The sequence below is a fragment of the Chelonobacter oris genome (assembly GCF_000772535.1).
GTDB lineage: Bacteria > Pseudomonadota > Gammaproteobacteria > Enterobacterales > Pasteurellaceae > Chelonobacter > Chelonobacter oris.
On record NZ_JSUM01000003.1, the window covers coordinates 431,167 to 447,435 of the forward strand.

Consider the following 16,269-nt stretch of genomic DNA (forward strand, 5'->3'; position numbering starts at 1 on the left):
AACTCACTTGATAACGCAATGAGGTTTTTATGGCCGATCCGCATATTCGTTCCCCGATGGACTTTTGGGATTATTTGACCGTGATACTGTATCGCAGCGGTTTTGTCGTAGCCGTGCCGGCGGTCGGGCTATTGCCTTATTATCCCGATTGGGCGACAAAAGGCGTGTTGCTGGCTGCGGTGTTATGCGCCTCGTCTTTGCACATTTACCTTAAACACTTCCGCCTGTTACTGCAATTGGCCACTTGGGTTGCCGCCGTTTGCTTCGTATTTGGCCAACCCTTGTTAGGACTGGGCGCGGCATTTTTTACCTTAGGCGGCCTGTGTTATAAAGAATATTTTTGCTTTCGGGTGTTTGCTCTCAACCTGCAACCGCTCTTTTTTGCCGTATTTTGGTTTACACTGGCGTTTCAAGCCACCGTGCCGGCACAAGTTTTATCGGCAATTATTGCCCTGTTGATGCTGGTATTGAGTATAAAAAAATGGCTGATGCCGTTACATTTTGATATCGGCGATAAAAGCAAATATCAAGTTTGAACAACGTTATATCAGGAAAGCAAAATGCACACGACTGTTAGTGAAATCCGACTTTATCCGATTAAATCCACTCAGGCCGTCAGCGTATCAAGCGCATTGGTGCAGCCTTACGGGCTGGAATTTGACCGCACTTTTATGCTGACCGAAACGGACGGCAGGTTTATTACCGCACGCAAAGACGGCGAACTCTTTGCGTTCACCGCCCTGCCGATGCAGCAAGGCTTGTGGGTACAGCATCAGGACGGAAGTGCGGTTGAAGTATGCTATCAGGATTTTCAACAGCAAAATGCCTGTGAAGTCTGGGGCAGCCGTTTTGATTCGCGGATTGCACCCGACAAGATAAACCGTTGGTTCAGCGAAAAACTGCAAAGAGCGGTACAATTACGCTGGACGGGGTTTGAATCGCAACGGCGGATCAAACGCTATCCGCAGCAAGCGCTCTCGTTTGCCGACGGTTATCCGTTGTTGCTGACCAATCAATCATCATTAGCACAAGTGCAGCAGCGCTGCCCCGTGCCAATCCGCATGGCGCAGTTTCGCCCGAATCTGGTCATCGACAACGCCGCCGCTTTCAGTGAAAATCACTGGCAACAAATCCAAATCGGCCAAGTGCGGTTCATCAATGCCAAACCTTGCACGCGCTGTATTTTAACCAGTCGTGATCCGCAAACCGCCGAATTACAAGCTAAAATGGAGCCTTTCCGAACGCTGAAAAAACACTTTGCCGATGCCGACGGACAGCCGGTTTTCGGCACCAATTTAGTGCCGCTGAACAGCGGCATAATCCGTGTCGGTGATCCGTTGGTTATTTTGTCATCATAAATCAATGTGCGGTTTGCAATACCGTACATTGATTTTGTGGACTGTTTCACAAATTTCACATTGGTTTTTTTTCTTATCGCAACAAGCGATCACGTCAGCCTTGAGCCTGCTTAGCCTCTTTAATTTGTCAATCTTTTTTATAATCCGAGCGAAAAATTTTATGCTTGATATTTCCCTTCGGACACATTATCTTGTAGTTCGTTTTTAATTGAATACCACATATAGTGTTCAAATAAACATCTTCGATTTTACAACAACATTGATGGAAAACAGGTAATCAAATGAATAAAGCATTGATGGTGACTAAACGTGACGGGCGGTTAGAGCCGATTGATTTAGATAAAATTCACCGCGTTATTACATGGGCCGCAGAAGGGCTGGAGAATGTTTCCGTATCACAAGTCGAATTGCGCTCGCATATTCAATTTTATGAAGGGATCCGTACGTCCGATATCCATGAAACCATTATCAAGGCGGCGGCGGATCTGATCACCAAAGATTCGCCTGACTACCAATATCTGGCCGCCCGGCTGGCGGTTTTCCATTTGCGTAAAAAAGCCTACGGCCATTTTGATCCGCCGCGTTTGTATGATCACGTCAAAAAACTGGTTCGCATGGGAAAATACGATGCGGCCTTGCTGAGTGACTACACCCGTGAAGAATGGGACGAAATGGACGGTTTTCTTGATCACTGGCGTGATATGAATTTTTCTTATGCCGCCGTGAAACAGCTGGAAGGTAAATATCTGGTACAAAACCGCGTGACCGGTGAAATTTACGAATCGGCGCAATTTTTGTATTTATTGGTTGCCGCTTGCCTGTTCAGCCAATATCCGCAAGAGACTCGACTGGATTTTATCCGCCGTTTCTACGATGCGGTTTCCACCTTTAAAATCTCGTTGCCGACCCCGATTATGTCCGGTGTGCGCACCCCGACACGCCAATTCAGTTCCTGCGTACTGATTGAATGCGGCGACAGTCTGGATTCCATTAATGCCACCGCCGCCTCCATTGTCAAATATGTGTCGCAACGTGCCGGCATCGGCATCAATACCGGCGCAATCCGTGCCTTGGGCAGCCCGATTCGCGGCGGTGAAGCGTTCCACACCGGCTGTATTCCGTTCTATAAACATTTTCAGACTGCGGTAAAATCTTGCTCGCAAGGCGGCGTACGCGGCGGTGCGGCAACGGTTTATTACCCGTTCTGGCATTTGGAAGTGGAAAGCCTGCTGGTGTTGAAAAATAATCGTGGGGTTGAAGATAACCGTGTCCGCCATATGGATTACGGCGTGCAATTGAATAAGTTAATGTATCAGCGCCTGATTAAAAACGGTAATATTACCCTGTTCAGTCCGTCCGATGTACCGGGATTGTACGAAGCCTTTTTTGCCGATCAGGATCGTTTTGATGCGTTGTATGAAAAGTATGAAGCCGATGAATCGATCCGTAAGCGGACGGTCAAAGCCAGCGAACTGTTCTCGCTGTTAATGCAGGAACGCGCCTCAACCGGACGGATTTATATTCAAAACGTGGATCACTGCAATACCCATTCCCCGTTTGATCCGGCGGTTGCGCCGGTACGCCAGTCCAATCTGTGTCTGGAAATTGCACTGCCGACTAAGCCGCTGCACCATTTTCACGATGAAAACGGCGAAATTGCCCTGTGCACGCTGTCGGCGTTTAACTTAGGCAAAATTGAGAGTCTGGACGAGCTGGAAGAATTGGCCGAATTGGCGGTGCGTGCGCTGGATGCGCTATTGGATTATCAGGATTATCCGATCAAAGCGGCCGAAATCGGCTCAATGGGACGCCGTTCATTAGGCATCGGGGTGATTAACTACGCCTACTATCTGGCAAAAAACGGTGTGCGTTATTCCGACGGCAGCGCCAATGACCTGACGCACCGCACTTTTGAAGCGATTCAATATTACCTGTTGAAAGCGTCAAACAAGTTGGCAAAAGAGCTGGGGCCTTGTCATTTCTTTCATGAAACCACTTACGCACAAGGCATTTTGCCGATTGATACCTATAAAAAAGATATTGACGGTTTAACCAAAGAACCGTTGCATTACGATTGGGAAACTCTGCGTCAGGAAATCAAAGAATCCGGCTTACGCAACTCAACGCTGACCGCTCTTATGCCATCGGAAACGTCGTCGCAAATTTCCAATGCCACCAACGGCATCGAGCCGCCGCGCGGTCATGTCAGCATTAAAGCCTCGAAAGACGGAATTTTGCGCCAAGTCGTGCCGGATTATGAAAATTTAAGCGAAAATTATGAGCTATTGTGGGATATTCCAAGCAATGACGGCTATTTACAATTAGTCGGTATCATGCAGAAATTCGTTGATCAAGCGATTTCCGCCAATACCAACTACGACCCGAAACGCTTTGAAGACGGAAAAGTGCCGATGAAACGCTTGTTGGGCGATTTGCTGACGGCATACAAATACGGTTTGAAAACCCTGTATTATCAAAACACCCGTGACGGTGCGGACGATAATCAAGACGACATCGACGACGGCTGTGCCGGCGGTGCGTGTAAAATCTAATTAAAATACTTGAGGTTAAAAATGGCTTATACCACCTTTTCCCAAAACAAAAATGACCAACTGAAAGAGCCGATGTTCTTCGGGCAAAACGTGAACGTGGCACGCTATGATCAGCAAAAATACGAAACCTTTGAAAAGCTGATCGAAAAACAACTGTCGTTTTTCTGGCGGCCGGAAGAGATCGATGTGTCGCAAGACCGCATCGATTATCAGGCACTGCCGGAACATGAAAAACATATTTTTATCAGTAACCTGAAATATCAAACCTTACTGGATTCGATTCAGGGACGCAGCCCGAACGTGGCGTTATTGCCGGTGGTTTCCCTGCCGGAGCTGGAAACCTGGATTGAAACCTGGACGTTCTCGGAAACGATTCACTCCCGTTCTTACACGCATATTATCCGTAATATCGTCAATGATCCGTCCGTGGTGTTTGACGACATCGTCACCAATGAAGAGATCATCAAGCGTGCGAAAGATATTTCGATTTATTACGATGATTTTATTCGTGATACCCAGCTGTATACCCTATACGGCGAAGGCAGTTACACTGTGGACGGCAAAGAATGTAACGTCAGCCTGCGCAGCCTGAAAAAACAGCTCTATCTATGCCTGATGAGCGTCAATGCACTGGAAGCGATTCGTTTTTATGTCTCGTTTGCCTGCTCGTTTGCCTTTGCCGAACGCAATCTGATGGAAGGCAATGCCAAAATTATTAAATTTATCGCCCGTGATGAAGCCTTACATTTAACCGGCACGCAACACATTTTGAATATCATGGCGTCCGGTCAGGACGATCCGGAAATGGGCGAAATTATCGAAGAATGCAAACAGGAAGCCTATGATTTGTTCGTGGCGGCGGCGGAACAAGAAAAAGAGTGGGCGGATTACCTGTTCAAAGACGGTTCGATGATCGGCTTGAATAAAGACATTTTGTGCCAATATGTAGAATATATCACCAATATCCGTATGCAGGCGGTCGGCTTACCGCTGCCGTTCCAAGCGCGCTCGAATCCGATTCCGTGGATCAATGCTTGGCTGGTGTCTGATAATGTGCAGGTTGCGCCGCAAGAAGTGGAAGTCAGTTCCTATCTGGTCGGTCAAATCGATTCTAAAATCGATGCCGACGATTTTGGCGATTTCAATCTGTAATCCTTATTTCAACCGCACTTTTATTCCTCGATATCAAAAAGTGCGGTTGTTTCTCTACATCAATCACGATGATGAAAATCCATAAAATCACCTTGCCGCAACAACAATGTGTTATCGAGCATGATAACCGCACTTCGCTGTTGGAAACGTTGGAAAACAACGGGATTTTTCATGAATATCAGTGCCGTTCAGGTTATTGCGGGTCGTGTCGGGTAAAATTACGCCAAGGCAAGGTCAGCTATACTGAACTGCCGTTGGCTTTTTTGCAGCAAGACGAGATTTTGTTATGTTGCTGCCGCGTGGAAAGTGATTTGGAAATTGAGTTTTAAATCACCACCGTATTAATTTGATAATCCTCCAGCGTAAATTCCAGTCGATCGCCCTCTTTCAGCTCGCCTACGCCCTGCGGCGTGCCGGTCAGAACGATATCCCCTTTTTGTAAAGTGAAAAAGCGGCTGGCATAGCTGATCAACTGTGGAATGGAATGCATCATTTGTGAGGACTTGCCTTTTTGCCGTATTTCGCCGTTCACGCTTAAACTGAAACGGATTTTATCCCAATCGGGAAATTGGGCGACCGGCACAAAATGCGAAATCGGGCAGGAATTATCAAAACCTTTGGCTTTCGCCCACGGCCAGCCTTTTTCTTTGCTTTCCTGCTGCATATCACGCAACGTTAAATCCAGCGCAACGGCAAAGCCGACCACCGCATTTTTGACCTGTCCGGGTGAGGCGTTCGACAATGTTGTACCGATTAACACAGCGATTTCCAACTCATGATCGACCCGCCCCCATTTTTTCGGAATCAGAAGCGGTTTGTTCAATGGGCAAAGTGCGGTATTCGGTTTGAGAAAAAGCAACGGTTCCTGAATAACCGGGTTATTCATCTCCTTAATATGCCCGATATAATTTCTCCCGACACAGACCACTTTATTCACGGGTAAATCCAACGTACTGCCTTTGATATCCCGATGTTGATACATTCCGACCTCCCTCTCTCTCCGATCAATTTAGTTTTAACACATCACTCCAAAAGAATGAAGTTTTTTTACTGATTTATACGCTGCGCAATGCGGTCGGCAAACATGCCGATACTGACGGCAAAATAGTTGGAATTATTCCAGTTCAGCAAAGTGCGGTAATTATTGGTCACCAAAAATGCCCTGCCGGCCTCTTTATTCGGGCGCACCAGCCATAGATCCGCACTTGCCAATTGCTGTAAGCGCTGCATATCTGTAGTGTTATAACTTTTCAGGCTCACCCCCATTGCCTGCCAGCTCGAGAGAGAACGCTTTTTATTATGCTCGGTACCGGCCAGATCCAACGACATCGGCTCGTCTAACGCCACTTCAACACCCCACGGCAGATTTTTATCCCAACCGACCGTTGACAGATAATTGGCGATCGAAGCAAACACATCATATTGGTTTTTCCAAATATCTTTACGTCCGTCACCATCCGCATCGACCGCATATTGTAAGAATGAAGTCGGCATAAATTGCGATTGCCCCATTGCTCCGGCCCATGATCCTTTCATACTCGCGCGCGGAATCACGTCTTGTTGCAGAATTTTCAGCGCATTGACATATTCCTGACTGAACAGTGCTTCACGCCGTCCGTCAAAGGCTAAGGTCGCCAACACCGACAAGACATCATAATTGCCCTGATAATAGCCGAAGCTGCTTTCCATGCCCCATAACGCCATAATGTAATGATTCGGCACGCCGTATTGACGGCTAGCCTGATTAAGCGCCGGCAATTGTTCCCAATAACGTTTTGCCGCAATATCCACTTTTTGCTGTGTCAGCACGCGGTTAAGATAATTGCTTACCCCGTTCGGATTCGGCGTCGCCGGTCGGTTACGATTGCGCTGCGCGCGTTCCGCCTGACTGTTGTCCAATTCTACCGCTTTTGGAATATAACGCACATTCCGCCCTTTCCGCTCAATCGTACGTTTCCCGACGCCTTCAAAAACCGCTCTTTGATCCAGATAATCGACATAATCCTGAAAATTATCTAAGGTTCGCGCCTTGCGGTAAGGTTGCCCGTCATAGCTGCCGCCACTTGCCCCGCAGGCACTCAATAACAGCGCTAACCCGCTGATTACCAATGTTTTTTTAATCATCTGCTTTCCCGTTTTGTAATTTAAATTGATCCAATAAATTTTCTTCTTTCTGCGGCATTTGCAAATAGAACCCTTGCGCCTGAATTTGCGCCGATACTGCTTGATTATCCGCCAATACCAACGCTTTTTCACCGTTCAAATTGAACAGCATCAACAACTCCGGCTTGCCGAAGCGTTGTAACAGCACCTCAGGCACCGCAGAAAAATCATCGCGTTTGGCAACATATAAATACATTCCCGCATGACGACGACTTTTATAAATAGCACATAACATCGATTTACGTTTCTCCTCAACATTTCACGTCGGCACGTCATTTTTAATGCGACATTATACGAAAATTAGACTATTATCAGAATATTAAATTAACACAAAATGACAAAACCGCAGATGGCAAAAGATATTATCGAATTACACACCGGGCAGTTTTCTTCCGTTTTGCTGACGATTAACAGCTCCAGCTTGATTACAATCAAAAAAGCCCTGATTAGCAAGGTGAAAAAATCACCACTATTTTTCCAAAACGTGCCGGTTATTTTGCAATTTAACGAATTTTTACCAAAACTGGATCTGCTGAAACTGCAACAGCTACTGGCTGAATTCGGCATTAATCTGATCGGGGTGAGTAATTGGCAAAACAGTTTGGAAAAAGAACTGGTACTCAGTTATCACCTGCCGGCACTGGGAAAAAGCACTAGCCTTGATGAAATTATGCCGCAATTCCGCTATATCAAGCCGAAAGTCATACCGCTCACAGTTGAATCGGGGCAAGCCGTTTATGCGAAAAACAGTGATTTGATTATTCACGGTGATGTGGCGCCGGGGGCGGAAGTGGCGGCCGACGGCAATATTCATGTCTACGGCAAGCTGTTGGGGCGTGCCATGGCGGGCGTGAATTCCGACAATAACGACTGTATGATTTACACCCAGCACTTGAATGCGCAGTTTATTTCCGTTTGCAAACGTTTTGTGTATAAAGAACAATTACCGATTGATTATCTGCTGCAAGCCGTCCGAATTGAAGCTCAAGGCAATACACTGGCTTATTTTGATCTCTAATGCCCAAGTGCGGTCAAGACCGCACTTGGGTAAGCCGCTAACGCATTTCCAGTTCAATATCGCTGAATAATTTTTGAATGGCGCTGTTGTTCGGCAACTTCTCGGCTTGTTCCACCATCGGTCTAGTCAGGTGATCCGAGAAATAATTAATAAAATCATACATATAATGTCGTAAAAAAGAGCCGCGCTTAAAGGCGATTTGTGTACTGCTCGATTTAAACAGGTGTGATGCGTCAATTGCGACCAAATCACTGTCTTCATGGGTATGCGCCATCGACGCCATAATTCCGACACCCAATCCAAGACGCACATAAGTCTTGATTACGTCCGCATCGGTTGCGGTAAACACAATATTCGGCAAAATACCGCTGCTGCTAAATGCCTGCGATAAATCCGATGCGCCGGTAAAACCGAAGGTATAAGTCACCAACGGATATTTTCCTAATTCTTCAATTGTCAGGTTTTTACAATTCACCAGCGGATGATTGCGTTTCACAATCACCGAACGATTCCAATTGTAGCACGGCAGCAGCACAACGCCCTCAAACAGGTATTGGGCTTCGGTGGTAATGGCCAAATCTACTTCGCCCGACAATAACGCATCATAAATTTGGGTCGGCGATCCCTGATGGATTTGCAAGCTGACATCGGGATAACGCGTTAAAAAGCGTTCCACCACTTTCGGCAACACATAACGTGCCTGAGTATTGGTAGTGGCAATCCGCAACACACCGTGATCCGGACGGGTATATTCATCGGCAATGGCTTTAATACTCTGCGTTTTCGCCAACAATTCGCGGGCAATCGCAATAATTTTACGCCCTTCGCCGGTAATACTTTTAATGTGCTTACCGTTACGCTCAAAAATCTCCAGCCCCAGCTCCTGCTCCAATAACCGCACTTGCTTGCTGATGCCGGGCTGCGAGGTATACAACGCTTCTGCGGCATCGGTTATATTCAAATTCTGGTTTGCAATTTCGACAATATAGCGTAATTGTTGAATTTTCATCTTGCCTGTTCCTATTTATCGTTACGCTGGCGACGGCTGCTGCTCGGCACAGAAAAACGTTTGACCGCTTTACGGATTTTAGCCGTTTTCATGCGGCGACGTTGTGTGTGCTGTTCAATTTTGCTTTCGGTTTCAGGCGCCAATCCGACCAGATCGCGTAAATAATTGACATCGGTTAGCGCCATTTCCTGCCAACCGCCGCGCGGCAGCTGTTTAGACAGCGTGATATTACCGTAACGGATACGAATCAAGCGGCTGACCTGAATGCCCTGCGATTCCCATAAACGGCGCACTTCTCGATTACGCCCTTCGGTTAACGTCACATCAAACCATTGGTTGATGCCTTGACCGCCACCGCTCTTAATCGTTTTGAATTTCGCCGGGCCGTCTTCCAACTGAACCCCTTTACGCAAACGGAATACCATCGCCTCATTCACTTCACCGAATACCCGCACCGAATATTCCCTCTCAATTTCACGGCTCGGATGCATCAAACGGTTTGCCAGCTCACCATCGGTAGTAAATAATATTAAACCGGAAGTATTGATATCCAAACGACCAACCGCAATCCAACGCGAACCGCTCAGTCGCGGCAGACGATCAAATACGGTCGCCCGCCCTTCCGGATCGTGCCGGGTACACAGCTCCCCTTCCGGCTTATAATACATCAAAACACGACAAACCTGCTTTTGCACCGAAGTCAAATTCACCAAGTTACCGTCAATGCGGATTTTAGTATCGGAGCTCAGCTCAATTCTGTCGCCCAGTTTCGCCATCTGCCCGTTCACACTGACACGGTTGCCGGCAATGATCGCTTCAATTTCACGGCGGGAACCTTGTCCCGCTTGCGCCAAAATCTTTTGCAGTTTTTCCCCTTTAACGCTGGATTTAACCGCACTTTTCACGACAGTTTTCGTTTCGTTACTTTCAGTCTTCACCTTGCCGGCGCTATTTTTATTCAATGTACGCTTATTCGGCTTGCCGACACGGGCGGTTTTCTCACCTCTGCCGCGAGTCGGACGAACCGTACCGCCGGCGCTACGGTTACCTGAATGATTGGGTTTGTTTTGTTGTTTCATCAGTTCCTCTGTGCCACCCTCACGGGTGTCAATAATTATGTTATTCAAACGGCGTTACGGCACCATTGCCGACACGAATGATATTCGGCGTATCTTCCGTCAAATCAATCACCGTTGTCGGTTTTTGCCCCAAATAGCCGCCGTTAATAATAAGATCCACCTGTTTTTCCAGCTGATCGCGAATCTCTTCCGGATCATACTGCGTTTCCTCTTCCCCGGGTAAAATCAGCGAACAGGATAAAATCGGCTCGCCCAATTCGGACAACAAGCTCAACGCGATTTTATTATCCGGTACTCGAATGCCGATAGTTTTGCGTTTCGAGGTCATCAAACGCCGCGGCACTTCTTTAGTCGCCGTCAGAATAAACGTATAATGCCCCGGCGTATTGTTTTTAATCAAACGGTATGCCACATTACTGACGTTGGAATAGTTCGAAAGCTCGGATAAATCGCTGCAAACCAACGTAAAATTATGATTTTCAGGCAATTGCCGAATCTCAACGATGCGATCCATCGCATGTTTCTCCCCGATCATGCAGCCTAAGGCATACCCTGAATCGGTAGGATAGACTATCACCCCGCCATTGCGCAAAATTTCAACGGCTTGTTTAATCAATCGAGGCTGAGGATTATCCGGATGGATATAAAAAAACTGACTCATGACTTTCTCTCTATACAACGTATGATATGACTAAATTTCTCGATGGAATTATACGCTATATAACTAAAAACAATAAGCTCTTTTCAGGTTTTGTCGTTTTTCAGGTAAGATTTAGACTTATCTGACAGATTATAATTGGCTTTAGATAAAGACGCACCGCTACGTCAGCAGTGTTGACGGCGGTATTGGGGTTGCCGCCGAGATATGTGGTAACACCGGCAGCAACCAACTTACTGTAGCCGACCACTTTTTCCCGCTCTTTGTCGCTTAACAATTGAATCGGTTTATCAGCAAGCATTTCGGCAATTACACCGATAAGCCCCAACAGTAAAGAATATCAGTCTAGCCGCTAATGAATACAATAATATTTGAATAATGTAAATACATTTTTCATCATTTTTTTCTCCTCTTGATTATTTAGAGTAACTCCATTATTAAACTCTATTTTCTCTGTTTTCGCTCCAGTTTGCTCCCATACTCTCTTTTGGTATTTTTCAATTTCACTTATTTTTTCAATGTTTATGTTTCCTTTTTTATCCGTATTTAAAAAACGTATAGACTCCTCATCTCGAGAATATGCTTTGGTATGATGCCCTGTTAGCATATCCCATAATGGAATCCCTATTTTATTGTTTCCTGTAGTACTGGTATTTCCTATTCCGATACTTAAATTCCCTGGTACAAACGGTAAATTGGATTCTGTCGCCACAAAATCTCTCGGAGCAGAAGCATATTCCACACTTCCATCTCTAAATAAGCCTACCGCCGTTTCGGTATAGCCTTTATCATATAAACCACTAGATAATTTAGCACCTAAAGTATTATTCGTTATTGGATAAGAGGTTCCAGCAACATACGCATTTAAAGTGGTATTTTTGAAAGTCATTCCTTCATATTTCGCCCAATTCATAGCATTTTTCGTGCTTGAAGCCCCTAAGCCATGGTTAACTGGGATAAATTGACCTGGTCTGTTGGGCTTTGGCGATTGTATTCGTCTAATAATCCCCAAATTTTAGATTGATCTCGACTTGCATTTGAATACCCGCTCTTCGTCTATTGAGAATCAATCCAGTATCATTAATTGAGGATAAGTCCTTACCATATAAAATGGCGCTGGAAACTTTCTGTTTTCTAGATCTGGCATTAGTTATAATTTTTTATTAATTGATTAATTTCTATATTTATTCCATTGTTTACAAGTATCACTAAATCCATAACAATATTTATAACTAGCATTAAACCTAAATCCTTTTTGATACAAACAAGCTCCATCGAGATCATCAGCTTTAACTCGATCATCAGGATTAACGGGTATTTCTAATCCGCCCACAACTTTTGTTTTAAATGGTGCTAATGATTGAGCATAACACTCTCTAACAACATCTCCAGTAGGAGGCGTGTTGTTATCTTTATGAACCCATATATCTTCATCCCAAAATGAAGAGTACGGTGGATAAAAAGCCCATACGCAACCACCTAAGAAAACAATAAAATATGAAATAACTACCAATTTTATCATTCAATTTCTCCAATAATATTAATTCCTATATTTTCTAAATGCCTTACACTCAACTTCATTAGAATAATGATAGCAATATTTTGAAAATATATTCGCTTTAAAAACATACCCTAGATCATGCAAGCATTTATCATGGTGTAATGTAGCATTATACTTGTCATAATCAAGTGAATCTAATGGAATGTTTCTTTGAATTAAGTCTATCTTAATACCTTGATAGTAGCATTTTGTATATAAATTAAAACTTGCCTGCTCTCCTGTGTTCTTATTTATCCAAAATCTTCACTATATCTAAATTCATCACCATAGCTTGGGTGAAGAGAAATAATAAAAGAACATCCTGAGAGTAAAAAAGTAATTAGAATAAAAAATTTTTTCATGCTACTTATCCTTTTCAACTACATTAAATTTTCTAATTCCATTAGAATATGTTTTTTTCAATATACCCTCCGTTTCATTCCATTTTTTACTTCTCTCTCCATCTTCATCTCGTGTATAGACGTATGGTAGATTATTAATATTCTGATTAGCCTCAGAGTGCGCTTCTAAAAAAGAAATATTTTCTTTGTTGGGCGTTGCATTAGGATTATTCCCTATCATTCCAATCCCTAAAAGTCTTAAGAACGGCATGCCCATATAAACCGTATCACCCTCGACTCCAAGATATTTTGTTCTAACACTATTAAATAACTCATTTGAATCTTCATGGATTTCTCTTGAAGGGTATAAACCACCTAACTGGAAATACTCTACGTCAGTATGCTTGTATTTTTGACCAAGATAGGATGACCAATTCAGCATATTCTTATTACCTGATACGCCTAAACTATGGGCTACATTTTCAAATGTATATGTTTTTGCTCCATGAGATTCTGCGTAAGCATTATATTCATCTAATTTTTTTGCAATCTGAGCGTGATCTCGTGTGGCATTGGATGCACCAAAGATAGAAGGCACATCTGCCCAAGCTCTAAACCGTTCAAAACCAGTAAATAAAAATTCATTTATAACACCAGTACTACCTCTATTTAAAATACTGAAATTATTCAAGAAAAAATAATATCAATTTCTATACTTCATATTCTCCATACAAATCTTAGTATTATCGCCATCTTGAGCTAAGCACCAATATAAAGGAGGTCTAAAACGATAGCCTAAGTCATAATAACATTGCCTTAATAAGCGAAATGCTTTCTCTATATAAAAATTGTATTCATCAGATTCTGCTTTATTTTTATAAAACTCAATAAATCCTACTTGATGTCTTTTCTTATAAAGATATATGTATCTATCTCCTAAGTTAGGAAAAATCTGATTGCCACAATTTTGATTGTCTTTAAAAGATAGTTTCTTACCATTCTTCAACCAATAATCTGTATCTGGTGGAGATCCATTAGCTAAATAACATCCATTAAGCGAAAATATCAAAAGAACAAGTAATACTTTCATAAAGTTCCTTCTTCTTTTTTCAATTCCGATACTTCAGATTCTCCATACATATTCCTGTATTATCTCCATCTTGAGCCAAACACCAATATAAAGGGGCTTTAAAACGATAGCCAAGCTGATATATACAATTTCTAAAATAAGCATCTTTCTTCTTTATTAGATAAGAATAATGTTCATAATCTTGTTTTTTACTATAAAGATTTTCCCAATTTGTTTTTCCTTTCTCCAATAAACTTTTATCACTCTCTGAGAAATTATTATTTGATATTTTTCTACAAGAAGCCCAATCGTTTTTTCTTTCTTCCACACTTGTATGATGTTTTACCCAAAATTTATATTGTGAAGGTGAACCATTAGCTAAGTAACACCCTGATATTATAAATGGGAAAATGATGGATAGCTTTTTCATTACTCATCTTCCTTTTCAGTCTTCAGCAATGTTTCATTATTGAATGAAATTACTTTTGTTTTTGGACCGATTTGTTCCCAAGTGTTTTTTTGATACTCTTTGATTTTATTGATATTTTTCTCATCAACCTCTCCATTTTTGGTATTTAAAAAATTAATAACCGTCTCATCCTTATAATAAGCCTTAGTATGATCTCCTGCAAAAATCCCCCATAATGGAATACCCGTTGTATTACTGCCTGTCGTGTTAGTATTGCCAATCCCTAAACTAAATGCCCCCGGAACCCACGGTAACTGTACGCCTGTGCCGACAATATCTCTAGGTGCTACTGCATATTCCACTTTCCCATCTCTAAATAATCCACTCGCTTTTTCAGTATAACCTTGATCATACAAACCAAAAGATAATCTGCCACCAATGGTATTATTTGTCATCGGGTAAGACGTTCTGTTGGGCGGATAAATCAACTGTTTCGCCTAAAATCGTGCCTTGGTTCTCTAATTGGTTGGAATGAATGCGGGTTAAATTCCGTCCCGCTATCACACCGCTATTGTTTAATTCGTCCACAATTTGATACAAACGGTCTGTTTAACGATAATTTTTGCAAAAAATTAACCATAAATGACCGCTTGTATTCTTCTGTTATGATAAAGAAACCTGTCTTTTTAAGACTTCTAACAAGATTAAATTATGAACAGTACACTTTGTGAAACATCTTCTTTTTTCAATTCCGATACTTCATATTCTCTGTACATGTTCTTGTATTATCTCCATCTTGAGCCAAACACCAATATAAAGGGGCTTTAAAACGATAGCCTAATTCATAATAGCACTGTCTCACTAGAGGGGTAGCTTGTTTAATATAACCAGAACGTTGCTTATGTTCATTATTGGTTAATCTTTCATCACCCCTAAATTTATTATATAAAAGTAAACTTCTTTCTCCTATAGAGCTATACGCTTTTCTTTCACAATTCCGAATTTCTTCAACTGAAATTTTTTTATTGTTCTTTATCCAAAAATTAACTGAAGATGGTGAACCATTTGCTAAATAGCACCCATTAAGCAAAAATATAAGAAAAAATAATACTTTCATAAAGTTCCTTCTTCTTTTTTTCAATTCCGATACTTCATATTCTCCGTACATATTCTTGTATTATCTCCATCTTGAGCCAAACACCAATATAAGGGGGATTTAAAACGATAGCCAAGCTGATATATACAATTTCTAAAATAAGCACCTTCTTTTCTTATCAGATAAGAATAACGTTCATAATCTTGTTTTCTATGATAAAGATTTTCCCAATTTGTATCTCCTTCCTTTAATAAAGTTTTATCAGCTTCTGATAAATTATCATTTGATTGTTTTCTACAGAAAGCCCAATCATTTTTCTGTTCTTCCATACTTGCTTGAGGTTTTATCCAAAATTTATATTGTGAAGGTGAACCGTTAGCTAAGTAACATCCTGATATTATCAAAGGGAATATGATGAATAGTTTTTTCATTATTTACCGCCTTCTTCATTGTTCAGTAATGTTTTATTATTGAATTTAATTACCTTTGTTTTTGGACCAATTTGCCCCCAAGTATTTTTTTGATAATCTTTGATTTTATCAATATTTTCTCTATTAATCCCTTCCTTATCTGTATTTAAGAAGTTAATTACTCTCTCATCCTTATAATAAGCTTTAGTATGATCTCCGGTAAAAATCCCCCATAATGGAATGCCCGTTGTATTACTGCCAGTTGTGTTAGTATTACCAATCCCTAAACTAAATGCTCCCGGAACCCACGGTAGCTGCACTCCTGTGCCAACAATATCTCTAGGTGCTACAGCATATTCCACTTTCCCATCTCTAAATAACCCACTTGCTTTTTCAGTATAACCTTGATCATACA

General features: G+C 42.5%; 22 protein-coding genes. 6 read left to right on the forward strand and 16 right to left on the reverse strand.

Translation table 11 applies throughout. The features are described 5' to 3' along the window. Positions 1–29: 29 nt before the first annotated feature. From OA57_RS03420 to yfaE, 5 genes are all read left to right on the forward strand, one after another. Entirely contained in the window at positions 30–536 is a 507-nt protein-coding gene (locus tag OA57_RS03420) for a DUF2301 domain-containing membrane protein (RefSeq protein ID WP_034613457.1), read from the forward strand. A 24-nt stretch (positions 537–560) separates the two neighbouring features. Beyond that, entirely contained in the window at positions 561–1,358 is a 798-nt protein-coding gene (locus OA57_RS03425; protein WP_034613459.1) for an MOSC domain-containing protein, read from the forward strand. A 281-nt stretch (positions 1,359–1,639) separates the two neighbouring features. Then, a complete protein-coding gene (gene nrdA, locus OA57_RS03430; protein WP_034613462.1) occupies positions 1,640–3,910 on the forward strand; it encodes a class 1a ribonucleoside-diphosphate reductase subunit alpha in 2,271 nt (756 codons plus the stop codon). 21 nt (positions 3,911–3,931) lie between these two features. Beyond that, positions 3,932–5,062: a class Ia ribonucleoside-diphosphate reductase subunit beta gene (nrdB, locus tag OA57_RS03435; protein WP_034613464.1), complete on the forward strand. Its 1,131-nt coding sequence runs from the start codon at positions 3,932–3,934 to the stop codon at positions 5,060–5,062. Between the two features lie 71 nt (positions 5,063–5,133). After that, complete coding sequence (gene yfaE, locus OA57_RS03440; RefSeq protein WP_034613623.1) at positions 5,134–5,391, forward strand: class I ribonucleotide reductase maintenance protein YfaE; 258 nt, start codon at positions 5,134–5,136, stop codon at positions 5,389–5,391. Here yfaE and OA57_RS03445 read toward each other — a convergent pair. The 3 genes from OA57_RS03445 to OA57_RS03455 all read right to left on the reverse strand — a co-directional run bounded on the left by OA57_RS03445 (position 5,388) and on the right by OA57_RS03455 (position 7,460). After that, the gene (locus tag OA57_RS03445) at positions 5,388–6,044 is read right to left on the reverse strand and encodes a fumarylacetoacetate hydrolase family protein (protein ID WP_034613465.1); all 657 of its coding nucleotides are present in this window, start codon (positions 6,042–6,044) and stop codon (positions 5,388–5,390) included. The two genes, yfaE and OA57_RS03445, sit on opposite strands and share 4 nt — an antisense overlap. 65 nt (positions 6,045–6,109) lie before the next feature. Continuing rightward, a complete protein-coding gene (locus OA57_RS03450) occupies positions 6,110–7,186 on the reverse strand; it encodes a lytic murein transglycosylase (protein ID WP_034613468.1) in 1,077 nt (358 codons plus the stop codon). Next, positions 7,179–7,460, reverse strand: a complete 282-nt coding sequence (locus OA57_RS03455) for a YcgL domain-containing protein (RefSeq protein ID WP_034613471.1) — start codon at positions 7,458–7,460, stop codon at positions 7,179–7,181. The genes OA57_RS03450 and OA57_RS03455 overlap by 8 nt, the downstream gene beginning before the upstream one ends. 114 nt (positions 7,461–7,574) lie before the next feature. On the opposite strand from OA57_RS03455, the gene minC reads away from it, so the two are divergent. Further along, positions 7,575–8,243, forward strand: a complete 669-nt coding sequence (gene minC, locus OA57_RS03460; protein ID WP_034613626.1) for a septum site-determining protein MinC — start codon at positions 7,575–7,577, stop codon at positions 8,241–8,243. 37 nt (positions 8,244–8,280) lie between these two features. Here the strand turns inward: minC and cysB are convergent, their stop codons facing one another. The 13 genes from cysB to OA57_RS12680 all read right to left on the reverse strand — a co-directional run. After that, positions 8,281–9,252: an HTH-type transcriptional regulator CysB gene (gene cysB / locus OA57_RS03465; protein WP_034613474.1), complete on the reverse strand. Its 972-nt coding sequence runs from the start codon at positions 9,250–9,252 to the stop codon at positions 8,281–8,283. A gap of 11 nt (positions 9,253–9,263) precedes the next feature. After that, positions 9,264–10,331: a 23S rRNA pseudouridine(2605) synthase RluB gene (gene rluB / locus OA57_RS03470; protein ID WP_084589859.1), complete on the reverse strand. Its 1,068-nt coding sequence runs from the start codon at positions 10,329–10,331 to the stop codon at positions 9,264–9,266. Positions 10,332–10,371: 40 nt separating this feature from the next. Further along, a complete protein-coding gene (locus tag OA57_RS03475; protein WP_034613477.1) occupies positions 10,372–10,992 on the reverse strand; it encodes an L-threonylcarbamoyladenylate synthase in 621 nt (206 codons plus the stop codon). Between the two features lie 100 nt (positions 10,993–11,092). Then, positions 11,093–11,290, reverse strand: a complete 198-nt coding sequence (locus OA57_RS03480; RefSeq protein ID WP_034613479.1) for a VENN motif pre-toxin domain-containing protein — start codon at positions 11,288–11,290, stop codon at positions 11,093–11,095. Positions 11,291–11,341: 51 nt separating this feature from the next. Continuing rightward, the gene (locus tag OA57_RS03485; RefSeq protein WP_034613484.1) at positions 11,342–11,902 is read right to left on the reverse strand and encodes a hypothetical protein; all 561 of its coding nucleotides are present in this window, start codon (positions 11,900–11,902) and stop codon (positions 11,342–11,344) included. Positions 11,903–12,160: 258 nt separating this feature from the next. Then, complete coding sequence (locus OA57_RS12575; protein ID WP_152596706.1) at positions 12,161–12,511, reverse strand: hypothetical protein; 351 nt, start codon at positions 12,509–12,511, stop codon at positions 12,161–12,163. Between the two features lie 381 nt (positions 12,512–12,892). After that, positions 12,893–13,561, reverse strand: coding sequence for a hypothetical protein (locus tag OA57_RS03490; protein ID WP_034613485.1), 669 nt, complete (start codon positions 13,559–13,561; stop codon positions 12,893–12,895). Positions 13,562–13,573: 12 nt separating this feature from the next. Continuing rightward, entirely contained in the window at positions 13,574–13,960 is a 387-nt protein-coding gene (locus tag OA57_RS03495) for a hypothetical protein (protein ID WP_034613486.1), read from the reverse strand. Positions 13,961–13,979: 19 nt separating this feature from the next. Further along, on the reverse strand, positions 13,980–14,369 hold the full coding sequence (locus OA57_RS03500) for a hypothetical protein (RefSeq protein ID WP_034613488.1): 390 nt from the start codon (positions 14,367–14,369) through the stop codon (positions 13,980–13,982). Then, positions 14,369–14,803, reverse strand: coding sequence for a hypothetical protein (locus tag OA57_RS03505; RefSeq protein ID WP_034613489.1), 435 nt, complete (start codon positions 14,801–14,803; stop codon positions 14,369–14,371). The genes OA57_RS03500 and OA57_RS03505 overlap by 1 nt, the downstream gene beginning before the upstream one ends. 290 nt (positions 14,804–15,093) lie before the next feature. Further along, the gene (locus OA57_RS03510) at positions 15,094–15,465 is read right to left on the reverse strand and encodes a hypothetical protein (RefSeq protein WP_034613490.1); all 372 of its coding nucleotides are present in this window, start codon (positions 15,463–15,465) and stop codon (positions 15,094–15,096) included. Between the two features lie 20 nt (positions 15,466–15,485). Continuing rightward, positions 15,486–15,875, reverse strand: a complete 390-nt coding sequence (locus tag OA57_RS03515; protein ID WP_034613492.1) for a hypothetical protein — start codon at positions 15,873–15,875, stop codon at positions 15,486–15,488. Beyond that, positions 15,875–16,269: hypothetical protein (locus tag OA57_RS12680; protein ID WP_034613495.1), on the reverse strand; the 395-nt coding region annotated here is incomplete at its 5' end. The genes OA57_RS03515 and OA57_RS12680, both read right to left, overlap by 1 nt.

Bases quoted from the DNA above. Each gene is read 5' to 3' on its own strand.
- OA57_RS03420 (WP_034613457.1), top strand. From the start codon at position 30: ATGGCCGATCCGCATATTCGTTCCCCGATGGACTTTTGGGATTATTTG.
- OA57_RS03425 (WP_034613459.1), top strand. From the start codon at position 561: ATGCACACGACTGTTAGTGAAATCCGACTTTATCCGATTAAATCCACT.
- nrdA (WP_034613462.1), top strand. From the start codon at position 1,640: ATGAATAAAGCATTGATGGTGACTAAACGTGACGGGCGGTTAGAGCCG.
- nrdB (WP_034613464.1), top strand. From the start codon at position 3,932: ATGGCTTATACCACCTTTTCCCAAAACAAAAATGACCAACTGAAAGAG.
- yfaE (WP_034613623.1), top strand. From the start codon at position 5,134: ATGAAAATCCATAAAATCACCTTGCCGCAACAACAATGTGTTATCGAG.
- OA57_RS03445 (WP_034613465.1), bottom strand. From the start codon at position 6,044: ATGTATCAACATCGGGATATCAAAGGCAGTACGTTGGATTTACCCGTG.
- OA57_RS03450 (WP_034613468.1), bottom strand. From the start codon at position 7,186: ATGATTAAAAAAACATTGGTAATCAGCGGGTTAGCGCTGTTATTGAGT.
- OA57_RS03455 (WP_034613471.1), bottom strand. From the start codon at position 7,460: ATGTTATGTGCTATTTATAAAAGTCGTCGTCATGCGGGAATGTATTTA.
- minC (WP_034613626.1), top strand. From the start codon at position 7,575: ATGGCAAAAGATATTATCGAATTACACACCGGGCAGTTTTCTTCCGTT.
- cysB (WP_034613474.1), bottom strand. From the start codon at position 9,252: ATGAAAATTCAACAATTACGCTATATTGTCGAAATTGCAAACCAGAAT.
- rluB (WP_084589859.1), bottom strand. From the start codon at position 10,331: ATGAAACAACAAAACAAACCCAATCATTCAGGTAACCGTAGCGCCGGC.
- OA57_RS03475 (WP_034613477.1), bottom strand. From the start codon at position 10,992: ATGAGTCAGTTTTTTTATATCCATCCGGATAATCCTCAGCCTCGATTG.
- OA57_RS03480 (WP_034613479.1), bottom strand. From the start codon at position 11,290: ATGCTTGCTGATAAACCGATTCAATTGTTAAGCGACAAAGAGCGGGAA.
- OA57_RS03485 (WP_034613484.1), bottom strand. From the start codon at position 11,902: ATGAATTGGGCGAAATATGAAGGAATGACTTTCAAAAATACCACTTTA.
- OA57_RS12575 (WP_152596706.1), bottom strand. From the start codon at position 12,511: ATGATAAAATTGGTAGTTATTTCATATTTTATTGTTTTCTTAGGTGGT.
- OA57_RS03495 (WP_034613486.1), bottom strand. From the start codon at position 13,960: ATGAAAGTATTACTTGTTCTTTTGATATTTTCGCTTAATGGATGTTAT.
- OA57_RS03500 (WP_034613488.1), bottom strand. From the start codon at position 14,369: ATGAAAAAGCTATCCATCATTTTCCCATTTATAATATCAGGGTGTTAC.
- OA57_RS03505 (WP_034613489.1), bottom strand. From the start codon at position 14,803: ATGACAAATAATACCATTGGTGGCAGATTATCTTTTGGTTTGTATGAT.
- OA57_RS03510 (WP_034613490.1), bottom strand. From the start codon at position 15,465: ATGAAAGTATTATTTTTTCTTATATTTTTGCTTAATGGGTGCTATTTA.
- OA57_RS03515 (WP_034613492.1), bottom strand. From the start codon at position 15,875: ATGAAAAAACTATTCATCATATTCCCTTTGATAATATCAGGATGTTAC.